At 65.2% G+C, this 14858-nt stretch carries 14 protein-coding genes; 4 read left to right on the top strand and 10 right to left on the bottom strand.

Going from position 1 to position 14858, the window contains the following annotated elements; genetic code table 11:
• Positions 1 to 110: 110 nt before the first annotated feature.
• The 9 genes from AC1RQP_RS34415 to AC1RQP_RS34375 all read right to left on the bottom strand — a co-directional run bounded on the left by AC1RQP_RS34415 (position 111) and on the right by AC1RQP_RS34375 (position 9958).
• Positions 111 to 974 carry a sugar phosphate isomerase/epimerase family protein gene (locus AC1RQP_RS34415; protein ID WP_492941613.1) on the bottom strand — a complete coding sequence of 288 codons (864 nt, stop codon included), beginning with the start codon at positions 972 to 974 and terminating at the stop codon, positions 111 to 113.
• Entirely contained in the window at positions 974 to 2164 is a 1191-nt protein-coding gene (locus AC1RQP_RS34410; RefSeq protein WP_492941612.1) for a dihydrodipicolinate synthase family protein, read from the bottom strand. The genes AC1RQP_RS34415 and AC1RQP_RS34410 overlap by 1 nt, the downstream gene beginning before the upstream one ends.
• A gap of 130 nt (positions 2165 to 2294) precedes the next feature.
• Positions 2295 to 3446, bottom strand: a complete 1152-nt coding sequence (locus tag AC1RQP_RS34405) for a Gfo/Idh/MocA family protein (RefSeq protein WP_492941610.1) — start codon at positions 3444 to 3446, stop codon at positions 2295 to 2297.
• Positions 3443 to 4840 (bottom strand): hypothetical protein, encoded by a 1398-nt coding sequence (locus AC1RQP_RS34400; protein WP_492941608.1) that lies wholly within the window; start codon positions 4838 to 4840, stop codon positions 3443 to 3445. Before AC1RQP_RS34400 ends, AC1RQP_RS34405 begins: the two co-directional genes overlap by 4 nt.
• Positions 4841 to 5040: 200 nt before the next feature.
• Positions 5041 to 5883, bottom strand: a complete 843-nt coding sequence (locus tag AC1RQP_RS34395) for an ABC transporter ATP-binding protein (RefSeq protein WP_492941606.1) — start codon at positions 5881 to 5883, stop codon at positions 5041 to 5043.
• Between the two features lie 133 nt (positions 5884 to 6016).
• A complete protein-coding gene (locus AC1RQP_RS34390) occupies positions 6017 to 7009 on the bottom strand; it encodes an ABC transporter substrate-binding protein (protein ID WP_492941604.1) in 993 nt (330 codons plus the stop codon).
• A gap of 73 nt (positions 7010 to 7082) precedes the next feature.
• Positions 7083 to 7892, bottom strand: coding sequence for an ABC transporter permease (locus AC1RQP_RS34385; protein WP_239622187.1), 810 nt, complete (start codon positions 7890 to 7892; stop codon positions 7083 to 7085).
• Positions 7893 to 8245: 353 nt separating this feature from the next.
• Positions 8246 to 8905, bottom strand: coding sequence for a TetR/AcrR family transcriptional regulator (locus AC1RQP_RS34380; RefSeq protein WP_239622186.1), 660 nt, complete (start codon positions 8903 to 8905; stop codon positions 8246 to 8248).
• 204 nt (positions 8906 to 9109) lie between these two features.
• Positions 9110 to 9958, bottom strand: coding sequence for a VOC family protein (locus tag AC1RQP_RS34375; protein WP_239622185.1), 849 nt, complete (start codon positions 9956 to 9958; stop codon positions 9110 to 9112).
• 212 nt (positions 9959 to 10170) lie between these two features.
• Between AC1RQP_RS34375 and AC1RQP_RS34370 the strand changes: the two genes are divergently transcribed.
• Both AC1RQP_RS34370 and rbsK read left to right on the top strand, forming a co-directional pair.
• The gene (locus AC1RQP_RS34370; protein WP_131866928.1) at positions 10171 to 11064 is read left to right on the top strand and encodes a sugar kinase; all 894 of its coding nucleotides are present in this window, start codon (positions 10171 to 10173) and stop codon (positions 11062 to 11064) included.
• Positions 11065 to 11081: 17 nt separating this feature from the next.
• Positions 11082 to 11996, top strand: coding sequence for a ribokinase (rbsK, locus tag AC1RQP_RS34365; RefSeq protein ID WP_492941602.1), 915 nt, complete (start codon positions 11082 to 11084; stop codon positions 11994 to 11996).
• A gap of 4 nt (positions 11997 to 12000) precedes the next feature.
• On the opposite strand, the gene AC1RQP_RS34360 is transcribed toward rbsK, so the two are convergent.
• Positions 12001 to 13221, bottom strand: a complete 1221-nt coding sequence (locus AC1RQP_RS34360; protein ID WP_492941600.1) for an NAD(P)/FAD-dependent oxidoreductase — start codon at positions 13219 to 13221, stop codon at positions 12001 to 12003.
• 227 nt (positions 13222 to 13448) lie between these two features.
• Between AC1RQP_RS34360 and AC1RQP_RS34355 the strand changes: the two genes are divergently transcribed.
• Both AC1RQP_RS34355 and AC1RQP_RS34350 read left to right on the top strand, forming a co-directional pair.
• Positions 13449 to 14243, top strand: coding sequence for an enoyl-CoA hydratase/isomerase family protein (locus tag AC1RQP_RS34355; protein WP_492941598.1), 795 nt, complete (start codon positions 13449 to 13451; stop codon positions 14241 to 14243).
• The gene (locus tag AC1RQP_RS34350; protein WP_492941596.1) at positions 14240 to 14815 is read left to right on the top strand and encodes a histidine phosphatase family protein; all 576 of its coding nucleotides are present in this window, start codon (positions 14240 to 14242) and stop codon (positions 14813 to 14815) included. Before AC1RQP_RS34355 ends, AC1RQP_RS34350 begins: the two co-directional genes overlap by 4 nt.
• Positions 14816 to 14858: the final 43 nt, after the last annotated feature.

Here is a 14858-nt window from a genome sequence, read left to right as displayed (position 1 = left end):
CGCGCGCCTGACCTAGACCACGATGAAATTTGGCTCGGTCGGTTGTTCCAGGTTCACCTCTCCCCAGCGGGGAGAGGTGCTAGCATCGATTCAACCCAACTCATACCGCATTAGACCACCGTCCTGTGCCGCGCGATGCAGGTGCGCAGCACCTCGTCCATCGGCTTGCCCCACCAGTCGTTGGAAAAGATCTCGATCTCGGAATAGCCGGCAAAGCCCTGCGCTTCGACGACTTGACGCACCGATTTGATGTCGATGACGCCATCGCCCATCATGCCGCGGTCGTTGAGGATGTCTTTCGTCGGCACCAGCCAGTCACAGACATGGAACGCGAGCAGGCGATCCTTGCCGGCGCGCGCGATCTGGCCCATCAGCTCCGGATCCCACCAGATGTGATAGACGTCGAGCGCGACGCCGAGCATGCCGGTGCAGCCGGGGTCGAGCCGGTCGCAAATGTCGAGCGCCTGTTTCGTGGTGTTCACGCAGGCGCGGTCGGCTGCATAGGCCGGATGCAGCGGTTCGATCGCCAGCGGCAGCTTCGCCTGTCGGGCGTAGTCGAGCATCTCGGCAAGCGCGTCCTCGACCTGTCCGCGCGCGGCCGCGATGTCCTTCGAGGCTTCGCTGCCCGGCCGCGAATATTGCGGCAGGCCGCCGACGACGAGGACGATGCAGGGCGCGCCCAGCGCCTTGGCTTCATCGACGCAGCGCCTGTTGTCGTCCCGCACCTCGCCCCGGCGCGAGGCGTCCGAGGTGAACATGCCGCCGCGGCAATAGCCCGACAGTTCGAGGCCGGCCTCGCGCACTGCACGCGCGGCGCGCTCGAGACCGACGGCAGCGACCTGGTCGCGCCAGGGATCGATGGCACGGATGCCGTGCTTCGCACAGGCAGCGATGATCGCGACGAGGTCACCCTGCTTGCGGACCGTCGCCGTATTCAACGACAGCCAGCGGTGATCGGACGAGAAGTCGCGCATCAGGATTCGATACCGTGGGTAGCGAGCACGGTCTTCATCCGCCGCGTCGCGAGTTCAGGGTTGGCGAGCAGGCCGGCCTTGTCAGCCAGACGGAACAGCTCGGCCAGGTGCAGCGTGGAGCGCGTGCTCTCCTGGCCGCCGACCATGGTGAAATGATCCTGATGGCCGTTGAGATACGCCATGAACACGACGCCGGTCTTGTAGAAGCGCGTCGGCGCCTTGAAGATGTGACGCGACAGCGGTACCGTCGGCCCGAGCACGTCGTGGAAGCCGGCTTCGTCGCCGACCGCCAGCCGCGACAACGCGTAGGACGCCGCCGGCGCGATCGCATCGAAGATGCCGAGCAGCGCGTGCGAAAAACCCTGCTCGTCGCCGGCGATCAGCTCGGCGTAGTTGAAGTCGTCGCCGGTATACATCTTGATGCACTTGTCGAGACGACGGCGCATGTCGATCTCGCGCTGCTTGTCGAGCAGCGAGACTTTCACGCCGTCGACCTTGGCGGCGTTGCCATTGATGATGGCAACCGCCGTGTTCATCGCCTGATCGATATCCTTGGTGCCCCAATATCCCGTCAGGGCCGGATCGAACATGTCGCCGAGCCAGTGGATGATCACGGGCTCGCGAACCTGCGACAGCACGCGGTCATAGACCTTAGCATAATCGTCGGCGTTGCGCCCGAGCTTGGCCAGCGCGCGCGACGCCATCAGGATGATGCGGCCGCCGACCTTCTCGACTGCCGCAATCTGCTCCTCATAGGCGCGGATCACGTCATCGAGGCTCTTGGCATCATCGACTGCAAGATGGTCCGTGCCCGCGCCGGAGAACACCAGCGCATTGCGGCGCTTTGCGGCACCGACCGAACGCGTGATCAGCTCCAGCGAAGTCGGCCAGTCCAGACCCATGCCGCGTTGCGCGGTGTCCATCGCTTCGGCAACGCCGAGCCCGAGATCCCAGACGTGCTCGCGAAAGGCGATGGTCTTGTCCCAGTCGACGGCGGCCGAGAGCCAGGGATCGTTGTCCGCGAAGGGATCGGCGACGGTGTGCACGGCCGAGAACGCGATGCGGTTCAGCGGTCCCCCGAGCTTTGCGGGAAAGGTGCGCGAATCCGCGAGCCGGTAGGTCTCGATCGAGCGATCGGCCTTCGGCAGCTTGAGCGACAATGACGACATCGGCTGGACGGGTTTATTCATGGCTCAGACCTCTCCTCCGTCATTGCGAGGAGCGAAGCGACGAAGCAATCCAGACTGTTACCGCGGAGGAACACTGGATTGCTTCGCTTCGCTCGCAATGACGGCTTGGCAAACATCGAACTTGTTCAACTCACGCCTTGATCGGGGCGACGTCGATCCAGCGCCGCTCCTTCCAGCTCTTCAGTGCGCATTCGGCGAGCTGCACGCCCTTGGCGCCTTCGAGCAGCGTGAACTTGTAGGGCGCATCCTCGTAGACATGGCGGATGAACATCTCCCACTGCTCCTTGAAGCCGTTGTCGTAGGTGACGTTGTCGGGCAGCTTCTGCCAGTCGCCGTAGAAATCGTGCAGACGCTTCTCGTCGGGATTCCAGACCGGCCTCGGGGTAGCCTGCCGCGCCTGGATCATGCAGTCGGTGAGGCCTGCGACCGCCGAGCCGTGGGTGCCGTCGACCTGGAAGGTGACGAGGTCGTCGCGATAGACGCGCGTCACCCAGGACATGTTGATGTGGGCGATGATGCCGCCTTCGAGCTGGAACGTCGCGTAGGCGGAATCGTCCGCGGTCGCCTTGTACTTCTTGCCCTGCTCGTCGTAGCGCTCCGGGATGTCGGTACTGCCGATGCAGACCACGCTCTGGACGTTGCCGAAGAGGTTGTCGAGCACGTAGCGCCAGTGGCAGACCATGTCCAGGATGATGCCGCCGCCGTCCTCGTCGCGGTAATTCCACGACGGTCGCTGCGCCTCCTGCCAGCCGCCTTCGAACACCCAATAGCCGAACTCGCCGCGCACCGAGAGGATGCGACCGAAGAAGCCGGAGTCGCGCAGGAAGGCGATCTTCTTCAGGCCCGGCAGGAACAGCTTGTCCTGCACCGTGCCGTGCTTGACGCCCTTGGAATTGGCGAGCTTCACGACCTCGACGGCCTCCTCGAAATTCGTCGCGATCGGCTTTTCGCAATAGACATGCTTGCCGGCGTTGATGGCCTGGGTCAGCAGGCCGGGCCTTGCCTGCGTGGTCGCGGCATCGAAGAACATCGTATCGTTCTTGTCGGCGAGCGCGGCGTCGAGATCAGTGGTCCAGCGCGTGATGTTGAAGCGCCTGGCGAGCGCCTCGACCTTCTCGGCGCTGCGGCCGACCAGGATCGGATCGGGCATGACGCGATCGCCGTTCTTCAGGCGGACGCCGCCCTGGTCGCGGATCGCGACGATCGAGCGGATCAGATGCTGGTTGAGCCCCATGCGTCCGGTGACGCCGTTCATGATGAGGCCGAGGCGTTGGGTGGTCATGCCAGATACTCCTGAAGTGATTTTGGCTGTTGGAGCGGGCGGAGCGCCGACCAGTCCGGATGGACCGAGGTCGCAAAGCCCGCAGCATGAAGCGATCCGGTCAGGAGATCGCCGTCGTGAATGCAAAGGCGGACGCCTTGTCCGGCATCGGAATAGAGATCGGAATGCGCGACTGCGAAGGCTTGTGCTTCCGCGGCCGGCGTCTCGCCAAAGCCGTCGACATAGTGGTGGCCGTTGCGCTCGGCATGGGTGACGTCGATGAAGGCGCCGAGTGCGAGGTCCTGCTGCACGGCAAGCCCTGCCTGGCAGGTGAGGTCTTCGGCGGTGACGAAGAACCTCTCGCCGTCCGCGCTCCATTTTGCGGCGCGCGTCGCGTTGATGATGGATTTGTAGAGACCCTTGCAGGATTTCGAGGAGATGCCGCGATAGCCGAGGGCCCGGGCCGCCGGAAAGGCATCGTAGGAATCGTCCGCTTCGTCGATGATGAAATCACGGGCGCGGAGCGAGCCGAGCGGCGATTGCCGCGTGATGTCGCGCGGCATCGGCTGTTCGATATAGAGCAGGCGCGAAGCGATCGGGCGCAATGTGGGATCGTGATCGAGCCGGTCCATCAGCGCCTGTAGCGCGGCGAGGTCGGCATATTGCTCGTTGGCGTCGAGCGTTACCCTGGTGTCGCGACCGAGCGTATCGAGCTCCTTGCCGATCCGCGCCAGGCGCGCGGCATCGGCTGCGGGATCGCCCGACAGCTTGAGCTTGAAGTAGCGTGCACCAGCGTTCCCGCGCGGATCGGCAACGCCGCCTTCGCCCTCAACGACATCATCAAGGCCGACCGTATGCCTGATGGCAACGCGCTGCAGCGGCATCCGGCCGGAGAGAAACGTCCTGATGTCCCTCTCGCTCAGGTCAGGAGAAAGCCGGGCATCGATGCCGGCGATGTTCGCAGCCATGCCGTCGAAGAAGCTTGCCTCGACGCCGCGCAGCAGCGCATCGAGGATCGCCTTGTCGATTTCCGCGGGGCCGTAAGCCGCGGCAAGCGCCGGGATGTTCTTCTTCGCGCAGGTCGCGATCTGCGCCCCGATGCACGAGGCATGCAGATCGAACGCGGTCTGAAATCCGGTCCGCGCCAAATAAAGTCCGCGGGCGATCTCCAGCGAGCGGCGCAAGCCATCGACCGTCTGCGCCGGCGACAGCTCCGGCCGCTTGTCGAACCATTTCGGGACCAGCAGTTCGGCGCTGGCGCCGACCGCAACGCCCCTGCCTTCGACCTCGATCTCCACCCGCACGAACAGCTGCGGCGTCGCGTTGATGGTGATCGCGCCGAAGCGAAACGGCCGCGCGAACTGCACGGGACGTTCGAAGAAGGCGATGTCTCGCAGCTTCAGGCGCGGTGGCATGGTGTTAGTTCGTCCCACAAAGCTGGCCGCGGAGGCGGTGCACCTCTCCCGCTTGCGGGAGAGGTCGGCACGAAGTGCCGGGTGAGGGTTCTATCCTCTTGGGGAGTCTTTCCAGCGGAGACACCCTCTCCCCTGCCCTCCCCCGCAAGCGGGGGAGGGAGCGCACCGTGCATGTGGTGGCTTCAGAGAACAGCATCGTCCTAATCCAGCGCCCCTTGCGAGAAGAAGTGCTTGCGGATGCGCTGCACGAGTTCGGTGAAGACAGGATCGGCCATCGCGTCGAGCGAGCGCGGGCGCGGCAGCGGCACGTCGTAGATCGCGGCGACCGCACCGGGGCGCTCGGTCATGACCAGCACGCGATCGGCAAGGAACACGGCCTCGGGAATCGAATGCGTGATCAACAGCACCGTCTTCTTCGTCTCGCGCTGGATGCGCATCAATTCGACATTCATGCGTTCGCGCGTCAACGCATCGAGCGCGCCGAACGGCTCGTCCATCAGCATGATCCTGGGATCGTGCACCAGCGCGCGGCAGATCGAGGCACGCTGCTGCATGCCGCCGGAGAGCTGCCAGGGCAGCTTCTTCTCGAAGCCTTCGAGCCCGACCAGCTTCAAGAGCGACTTGGCGCGCGCGAGATATTCCTGCCGCGGCAGCCGCTTCATGTCGATCGGCAGCATCACGTTGCCGAGGACGTTGCGCCATGGCAGCAGCAGCGCGTTCTGGAAGACGATGCCGACATTGCCGTGCGGCCTCGTCACCTTCTCGCCTTCGACCAGGATTTCGCCCGTCGTCGGCGGCAGCAGGCCCGAGATCAGCTTGAGCAGCGTGGACTTGCCGCAGCCGCTCGGACCGACCACGACGAAGAACTCGCCGTCGTTGATGTGGAAGTCGAGCGGCCGCAGCGACGGCACGTCGCCGTCGCGCGTCCGGTAGGTCTTCGACACGCCTGACAGCTTGATGCCCGACGCATCGCCCGCCCGGTCGTTCACCAGTCTCAGATGCGCGGCAGGCTGATCCGCAACTGACTTTATCGCTGATTGCATGCTGTTCGGTCCAGTTGAACGCAGCTGGTGCAGCCCGTCATTGCGAGCGAAGCGAAGCAATCCATGCCTCTCCAAGTGGGGAGATGGATTGCTTCGTCGCTATCGCTCCTCGCAATGACGGACGTTGTTGGTTTCACGTGCCGCTCTTCGGCAGATAGTCGTTGGTGTAGAAGGCCTTCGGGTTGTCCTTGGCCTTGGCGTCGAGACCGCCATATTCGACCATCAGATTGACGGAGTCCGTCATGTTCTGGTCGGTGACCTGGAACGGCCGCTTGCCCTTGGTCTCCGCAGTCCGGTAGAGCGGAATGGTCAGCTCGAAACCTTGCGTCAGCGTATCGATCTTGCCGCCCTTGGGGTTGGCATCGAGGATCGCCTGCGCCGCAGCCTTCGGCTCCTTCTCGGCGGCTTCGACGGCGTTGGTCGTCGCCGACATGAAGCGGCGGACGAGATCGGCATTGGCCTTCACATAGTCGGAATTGGCGATGATGCCCGACGACACCATGTTGATGCCGTAGTCGGCGAACTTGATCGGATAGACGTCCTTGCCGGTGGCGTCCTTGATCTTCATCGACTGGTCCATGACGTAACCGAGCAAAAGGTCGGCCTGGCCATTGATGACGGCGTTGAGCTTGGTCTGGCCGTCGCCGGCGACGGTCTTGAAGTCGCTCTCCTTCAGGCCGGTCTTCTTCAGGAACAGCGGCCAAATCTGGGTCATGGAGTCGGCCGGCGTGATCGCCACCGTCTTGCCCTTGATGTCCTCGGGCTTCCTGATGTTCTTGTCGGCGAAACCCATCGCGGACATGGGGCTGGTCTGGAGCAGAACGCCGGTCGCAACCACGGGCGCGCCCTTGATCGCGGCGCGCATCATGGTGGGAACGTCGACATAGCCGAAATCGGCGGTCTTGGCGGCGACGGCCTGCGTGGTCGCCGCCGAGCCGCGGCCTTCCTGGATCTCGAGCTCGATGCCTTCGGCGGCATAGATGCCCTTGGCCTTGCCGTAATAGAACGGCGCGTGCTCGCCATAGACGTACCAGTTGAGCATCAGCACGACCTTGTCGGCCGCCTGGGCCGGCATGGCCGCAAAGGTCATCAGCACCGCCGAGACGGCCCCAATCAAGCGTTTCATCGTCACTCTCCCTTGCCCTTGTTGCGTCGGCCGTTGGTGGCCGTTCGTTGCGTCACTTCAGAGCCGCAAACACTCAAGCGGCGAAAATCACGTCCTCGCGCTGGCTGACATGCCAGGGAATGACCAGCTTCTCGATCCGGTCCACGATCCAGAACAAGATCACGCCGAGCAGCGCGAGGATCACCAGCGCCGCAAACATCGTCGGCAGGTCGAACGTGCCGATCGAGCGCTGCATGACGTAGCCGATGCCGGAATTGGAGCCGACGAACTCGCCGACGACGGCGCCGACCACGGCGAGCGTCACCGACACTTTGAGGCCAGAGAAGATCGCCGGCAGCGCATGCGGCAGGTTCACCGCGCGGAACACCTGGAAACGGCTGCCCTGCATGGCGCGGGCGAGATCGACCATGTCAGGATCGACCGATTTGAAGCCCTGCACGGCGGACACCACCACGGGAAAGAAGCCGAGCAGGAAGGCCGAAATGACTTTGGGAATGATGCCGAAGCCGAACCAAACCACGAACAGCGGTGCGATCGCGATCTTGGGCACGGACTGCGAGAACACCAGCAGCGGATAGACGTAGCTCTCCACCGTCCTGGAGCCCGCGATCAGCATCGCCACGGGAATGCCGAACAGCGCCGAGAGCAGGAAGCCGCAGACGGTCGCATAGGTGGTCGGCCAGGACTGGCGCAGCAGTTCCGGCCATTCGGTGCGAAGCACGGCAACGACATCGAGCGGCGACGGGATCTGGTAGGCGGGGATCTTGAACAGACGGATCGCCAGATCCCAGGCGACGACGATGAAGACGAGGAACAAGAACGGCCGAACCCAGGCCGCATTCAGCATCTTGGACACCGCATTTTGCGGCTTCAGCTCGGCCAATTTTCACTCCCGGCATCTTCTTCGTTGCGGGCAGAAATTAACCCGTTGGATAAATACTGTCCAGAGCTTTCCCTGTGACGTTTTGCGCCGGGTTCCGGGGCTGTGTGGGGGAACGCACTATCGCCTCCGTGTCCCGGACGCGCTGCGCGAAGCGTTGCTGCGCTGCGTACGGGGCACGAGACCGGCCCACCCTCGGTGTCATTCCCCGCGCAGGCGGGGAATCCAGTACGCCGCGGCTTCTCCGTATCCCGCCGACGCCTCTGGAATACTGGATCGCCCGCCTGCGCGGGCAATGACGGCGGAGATTGAGGAAAAGGCGGATACCAAATCCGCCAAAGCCTGCGACTCGCAGACTACGCCGTCTGCACCACGCTGCCGCGGGCCTTCGCCGGCTTCGCGATCTCGAACAGTGCCACGGACTGCCCCGTCAGCGCGGCGAGCACGAGGCCGACCATATGGGCCAGCCGCTCGTCCTTGGCCTTCTTGTCCAGGAGATCGCGGCCGAAGATCACGCTGAGCGTCGCCGAGTTGGAGAGATAGAAGAAGCTCAGCGCCGCGATGGAGATGTAGAGCTGCACCGGATCGACCGCGACCTGGAAGTCGCCGCTGTCGACGCCGCGCCGCACCACGGTGCGGATCATCTCGACGAAGGGCGAATGCATCGACTTGACCTTGGTCGATTTCTTCAGGTGCTTGGCGCGCGCGAGGTTCTCGGTCTGGAGCAGCGACAGGAACTCGGGATTGCGCAGGAAGTAATTCCAGGTGAACTCTATCAGGCGGCGGATCGCCTCGGGCGGATCGAGATGCTCGAGATCGAGCCCGCGCTCCTCGCTGCGGATCTTGTCATAGGCGCCTTCGAGCACCGCGAGATAGAGCTCGTCCTTGTTGCCGACGTGATAGTACAGCATGCGCTTGTTGGCGCCGGCCTTGGCTGCGATGCGGTCGACGCGCGCGCCGGCGAGCCCATGGGCGGAGAACTCCTGCTTGGCAGCTTCGAGAATGCGCAGCCGCATCCCCTCGGGATCGCGCTGCCATTTCAGAGTTCGCTTTGCCTTCGCCTTCGCCAAACCGGGTGCTCGCTGGAGGTTCTCGGGTCAGCGTGTAACACGAGGAAGCCGTCATTGCGAGGAGCCCTTGCGACGAAGCAATCCAGACTGCCACCGCGGAGGGATTCTGGATTGCTTCGCTGCGCTCGCAATGACGGAGGACAGACTGCCCTATTCCACCGGCTTCGGCGAGCGCTCCAAGAGCACAGTCTGAATCCCGCAGGTCCCGTTCCGCACCGTCATGATCCGCGTGCCCGGCTTGCGGCCGTTGCGGACTTCGCTGACGTCGAGGCCGGCAGCGATCAGGCGGGCGCGGGTGGCGTCGATGTCGGCGACCCGCCAGCTCAGGCCCCAGAGCCGGTCATGCGTGAGGTCACTGCCGGCGACAGGGCGGCGCACCACCTCGACAATGAGGTCGCCGCAGCGGAAGAACATCAGCTGGCCCCAGTCCTGGTGCGAGCGGTCGAGCGCAAGATCGAGCCCGAGCCGCGCACCGTAGAGTGCGGCGGCGCGCTCGGAATCCTCGGTGGTGATGACGACGTGGTCGAGCGCATCGATCGGCGCGACGTCGGTCGCGACCGACTTCGGACGCTCGTCGGCCAGCTCGAGGAAGAACATGCGCACGCCGCGCGTGAGCTCCGTGGCGGCACGCGTGCGCTTCCAGTGCAGCACGGCATCGCTGACCGCATCGCTGCTTTCGACCTCCGCAACAGGGTCCGGCCTCAAGGCCACCCGGTCCAGCCGCCGGTGCATCTTGCCGATGTCCGCGACCCGAAAGCACAGGCTGGCGAGCATGCCCTCCTGGTCCTCGAGCAGTGCGCGCATGCGGTCGGCGGTGACGCTGAAACCGCTCGGTGCCATCAGCTCGATCGTCATGTTGTCGAGGGTGAACAGCACCCGGTCAGCGCCCTCGCCGGAGTTCTGCCAGGCCGGCGCGCGGGCCAGCAGCGTCTGATAGGCCGCCTTGGCCGCACCGATATCGCTCACGAGAACGACGATGTGATCGAGGCCGGTGATCATCCTGCACCCTTTTGATAGACTTGGAACCCATGGACCGACAGACGGCGTTTGTCCGGGCTTGGCATTGGGCCGACATGGTCGTATTCCGGCACCATGCTGACCTCAAGCGCTTCGGGCGGCAGTTTTGCGAATAAATTCAGCGTCCCTCCGGAGCGGAACCGGTGCTAGAGTAATCCCGCCGGCCGGGACCACAAGCGCATCACGGACAAGCAATGCAGGCTCTCTTCATCGGACAGACCTATATCGACGTCGTCTTCATCACCGACCACATGCCGACCGGCGACGAGAAGCACGTGGCCTCGGACTACGCGGTCTCCTTCGGCGGCAATGCGGTGACGGCGGCCTTCTGCTGCGCCAAGCTCGGCATCGTGCCCGATCTCATCGCCACGGCGGCCAACGACTGGCTGGGGCGCATGTTCCAGGACATGTGCGCCAAGTACGGCATCTCGCTGCATGGGCGCAAGGTCAACCAGTCCTCGCTCTCCTTCATCATGCCCAAGGACGGCAAGCGCGCCATCGTCCGCTGCCGCGACGACGAGCACATCCACCCCTTCCCGATGCTCAATCTCGGCGGCTGCCGCGCGCTGCATGTCGACGGCCACCAGCCGGACGCCGCGATCCACTATGCCAAGGTGTGCCGCGAGGCCGGCATCCTGACCTCGCTCGACGGCGGCGGCCTGCGCACCAACACGCATGAACTGCTCGAATATATCGACGTCGCCATCGTCGCCGAACGCCTGTGCGAGCAGATGGACCTGACGCCGGAGAAGATGCTCGACTACCTCAAGGGCCGCGGCTGCAGGATCGGCGGCGTCACCATGGGCGAGAAGGGCCTCTTCTGGTACGACGAGACCGGAACGGTGCAGGTGATGCCGGCGATGCCGATCCCGCGCGAGCGCGTCATCGACACCAACGGCGCCGGCGACGTCTTCCACGGCGCCTATGTCTATTCCTACCTCGCCCATCCCGGCAAAAGCTGGCGCGAGCATTTCGATTTCGCGCGCGCCGCCTCGACCTTCAAGATCCAGCGCCTCGGCAACGAGGCCGGCCTGCCGACACTGGTCGACATCGCCAAGGTCAGGCACGAGTTCGAGGTCAGGGTCTAACAGTCGCAGGGATCAGGATGGGGCGCGTCTTCGTCGCCGGCAGCATCAACATGGATGTGGTGGCGACCGCCGATCGCCATCCGAAGGTCGGCGAGACCGTCGCCGGCCGCCAGGTGCTGTATTTTCCGGGCGGCAAGGGTGCCAACCAGGCGGTCGCGGCGTCACGGCTTGGCGCGCGGACCACGCTGATCGGGCGGCTGGGTAAGGATTCGTTCGGAGGCGAGCTGAAGGCCTTTCTCGGCGAGCAGGGCATCGATCTCGGCTACGTCCAGGAGACGGCGGAGGCCCACACCGGGACGGCCATCATCACGGTGGCGGAGGCCGACAACACCATCGTCGTCATTCCCGGGGCGAACGGGCTGGTCGGCGCCGAAGACGTCGAGGTCGTGCCGCTGCTGGCGGGCGACGTCGCCGTCAGCCAGTTCGAGATTCCGCTGCCGGCGATCGCCGCGTTCTTCCGGCGCGCCCGCGCCGCCGGGGCCACGACGGTGCTCAACCCGGCACCGGCGCAGGCCATGTCCCGCGAACTGCTCGCGCTCGTCGACATCCTCGTGCTGAACGAGACCGAGCTCGGCTTCCTCACAGGCAGCGAGCTCTCCGAGAGCGACGAGGCGGCAAGGATCATTGCCGTGGCGCGGCAGCTTCAAGCGCGGGAGGACCAGGCCATCTGCGTCACGCTCGGCAAGCGCGGCGTGCTCGCGCTGGCGGAGCGCGAGGAGATTGCCGTGCCCGGCCGCGTGGTCAGGGCGCTCGACACCACGGGCGCCGGCGACTGCTTCGTCGGCGCGCTGGCCGCGCAACTGGCCGACGATGTGCCCTTGCGCGCCGCCCTCGCCTTCGCCAATGCCGCCGCCTCGATCAGCGTGCAGCGGATGGGCGCCGGGCCGTCGATGCCGACGGCCGCGGAGGTGGCGGCGGTCATGCAGCGCTAAGCGCTCACGCCAGCGCGCCCTTCAGGTCGAAGCTCTCGTCCGCGGCCTGCTCCGGCGTGATCGAGCGGTCCATGCCCTGCAGGCGGCGGCCGAACATGTGATCGCCGGCGCGGTTGATGGATTCGATGCCGAGCAGCTTGTCGCCCTTGTAGCAGAACGCCGAGAACGCCTTCTTGGCGGAGTCTCCGCGCAGCACGACGCGGTCGTAGCCGGTGGTGAGCCCTGCGATCTGGAGCTTGTCGTCGCCCTGGTCGCTCCAGAACCAGGGATGGCTGTCGTAGGGCTTCCTGTCGCCGGTCAGGCGCGCCGCAAGGCAGCGGGCATGATCGGTGGCGTTCTGCACCGATTCCAGCCGCAGCGATCCGCCGAAGCGCGGGCTTGCGAACAGCGCGCAATCGCCGATCGCGGAAATGTCTGGATCGGCCGTCGAAAGATATTCGTCGACGATGATGCCGGCGGCGACCGGCAGCCCCGCCTCCGCCGCGAGCTCGATGTTCGGCAGCACGCCGACGCCGACCACGACGAGGTCGGCGGGCAGATGCCGTCCGTCGCTCAAGGACACGCCGGTGACCTTGCCGTTCTCGGCTTCGATCGAGGTCGCCTGCACGCCGAGATGGATGCGGATGCCGGCCTCGCGATGCCGCGCCTGGAAATATTCCGACACCTCCGCCGTCACCGCCCGCGCCATCACGCGCGGGGCGAGCTCGAGCACGTCGACCTCGAGGCCCTTGATGCGCGCGGTGGCGGCGAATTCGAGGCCGATGAAACCGGCGCCGATGATCACGGCGCGCGTCTTCGAGGGCATGATCTGGCGCAGCGCCTCGCTCTCGTCGAGGATGCGCAAGTACTTCACGTCGGGCAGATTGGCATTCGGCAAATCGAGCAGGCGATTGCGCGCGCCGGTCGCCAGCACGAGGTGGCCGTAAGCCAGCGTCTCGCCGGAGGCGAGCAGGACCTTGCGCGCCGCGCGGTCGATCGAGACGGCGCGGCCCGCGATCAGGTCGATCTTCTGGTCATGATAGAACTTCTCCGGCCGGAACATCAGGCTCTCCGGTCCGGCAGAGCCCTTGATGTAGGCCTTCGACAGCGGCGGCCGCTGATAGGGCAGATGCGCCTCGTCGTTGATCAGGCAGATGCGCTCCGAAAAGCCTGCCTGGCGCAGCGATGCCGCGACCTGGTAGCCGCCATGGCCGGCGCCGACGATGATCACCGGACCGCCCGTCATTGGACAGCCCATTTCCGGAAGACACGAGCGTAACCCATGCCGGCTCCTCTCTCGCTGATTTTGGTTTGCTGGCCGCGGAGGAGCCGGCGCTCGTGTCCGTTCCCTGGCGAAGGCGGCCCCATTTGAGCCTATCGTTCCGCCCGGCGCAAGGGCGGCGGCCGGGGATTGTCACCCCTCGCCTTCTGCGATTTAGTTCGAGCCTCGACCTCCTGCCGGAGATTCTCCAAATGTCCGCTCCCGTCTCAAAGCCCGATGATCCCGCCCTGCTGCGGATCGACGGCCCGATCGCGACCATCACGCTGAACCGCCCTGCTGCATTCAACGCGATCAACCTTGCGATTGCCCAGAAGCTCGAACAGCTCGCGGCCTATATCGAAGGCGCGGACGACATCCGCGTCGTCGTCCTCGAAGGCGAAGGCCGCGCGTTCTGCGCCGGCGGCGATCTGCAGACGATCGGGGCTGCCGCCGAAGCCGGCACGGTGACGCCCGTCGTCGGCGAGCTGCTCAGGCACTATCATGCCTTCATCGAGACCGTCAGGCGCATGCCGAAGATCTCGCTGTCCAGCGTGCACGGCTCGGCCGCCGGCGCCGGCATGGGCCTCGCCTTCGTGACCGATCTCTGCATCGCCGCGGAGGACGCCAAGTTCACGCCGGCCTATGCCAAGATCGGGGTGTCGCCGGACGGCGGCTCGACGGTCGGCATCGTCGGCACGGTCGGCTCGCGCCGCGCGCTGCAGATTTTTCTCGCCGAGGACAATTTTAGCGCGCAGCAGGCCTATGAATGGGGCCTGGTCGCCAAGACCGTTCCCGCAACCGAGCTGAAGGCGGCGACGCGGCAGCTTGCCGAACGGCTGGCGCAGAATCCGCCGGCGGCGATCGCCGGCACCAAGCAGCTGGTCTACCAGGCCGCGACCACGCCGGTGAAGCAGCAGCTCGATGCCGAGGAGCACAAGATCATCATGGCGATGAACACGGAGGCGTTCCGCACCGCCGTGAAGAAGTTCACGAGCAAGTCGAAGTGACGAGGCCCGCGCGCACGTTCTACGGCCTCCGTCACGGTGCGACCGACTGGAATCGCGAGGGGCGATTTCAGGGCCGCACCGACAATCCGCTGAACGACGATGGCCTGCGACAAGCGCGCGAGGCCGCGCACGTGCTGCGCGGCGTCGGCATCAGCCGCATCGTCGCAAGCCCCCTGGTACGCGCGGCGCGGACGGCCGAAATCATCGCGGACGTGATCGCGGTGCCGCTCGCGATAGACGATGGCATCATCGAGTTCGATTTCGGCAGCTTTGAAGGCCTCCCCGTCCGCGACCTCATGATCAAGCACGGCGTCAAATCCGCGACGGGTCTCGTGTCGATCCTGCCGGCCGACGGCGAAAGCTGGGACGCCATGGCCGGACGGTCGCTGGCCCGCGTCTCGGGGTGGCTCGCGCGCCATCCCGACGACAATCTCCTGTTCGTCTGCCACGACGCCGTGATGCAAGCCATGGCAAACGCACTATGTGGCAGCTATTTCAAGAACAGCCACGGCACGCCGTTCCGCTACCTGCACGAAGACGCGCAGTGGCGGATCGAGCAGGTCGTTACCTAGGACAGATGCAGCCTGTCTCCGCCGGCAATTTGAAGCAGCCGAT

It is taken from the genome of Bradyrhizobium sp. GW821-FHT13H06 (assembly GCF_058803975.1).
This window is presented reverse-complemented; position numbering and strand designations above follow the sequence as displayed.

Excerpts from the sequence above, each read along its gene's own strand:
- AC1RQP_RS34415 (WP_492941613.1), bottom strand. The coding sequence starts at position 974 with ATGCGCGACTTCTCGTCCGATCACCGCTGGCTGTCGTTGAATACGGCG.
- AC1RQP_RS34410 (WP_492941612.1), bottom strand. The coding sequence starts at position 2,164 with ATGAATAAACCCGTCCAGCCGATGTCGTCATTGTCGCTCAAGCTGCCG.
- AC1RQP_RS34405 (WP_492941610.1), bottom strand. The coding sequence starts at position 3,446 with ATGACCACCCAACGCCTCGGCCTCATCATGAACGGCGTCACCGGACGC.
- AC1RQP_RS34400 (WP_492941608.1), bottom strand. The coding sequence starts at position 4,840 with ATGCCACCGCGCCTGAAGCTGCGAGACATCGCCTTCTTCGAACGTCCC.
- AC1RQP_RS34395 (WP_492941606.1), bottom strand. The coding sequence starts at position 5,883 with ATGCAATCAGCGATAAAGTCAGTTGCGGATCAGCCTGCCGCGCATCTG.
- AC1RQP_RS34390 (WP_492941604.1), bottom strand. The coding sequence starts at position 7,009 with ATGAAACGCTTGATTGGGGCCGTCTCGGCGGTGCTGATGACCTTTGCG.
- AC1RQP_RS34380 (WP_239622186.1), bottom strand. The coding sequence starts at position 8,905 with ATGCGGCTGCGCATTCTCGAAGCTGCCAAGCAGGAGTTCTCCGCCCAT.
- AC1RQP_RS34375 (WP_239622185.1), bottom strand. The coding sequence starts at position 9,958 with ATGATCACCGGCCTCGATCACATCGTCGTTCTCGTGAGCGATATCGGT.
- AC1RQP_RS34370 (WP_131866928.1), top strand. The coding sequence starts at position 10,171 with ATGCAGGCTCTCTTCATCGGACAGACCTATATCGACGTCGTCTTCATC.
- rbsK (WP_492941602.1), top strand. The coding sequence starts at position 11,082 with ATGGGGCGCGTCTTCGTCGCCGGCAGCATCAACATGGATGTGGTGGCG.
- AC1RQP_RS34360 (WP_492941600.1), bottom strand. The coding sequence starts at position 13,221 with ATGACGGGCGGTCCGGTGATCATCGTCGGCGCCGGCCATGGCGGCTAC.
- AC1RQP_RS34355 (WP_492941598.1), top strand. The coding sequence starts at position 13,449 with ATGTCCGCTCCCGTCTCAAAGCCCGATGATCCCGCCCTGCTGCGGATC.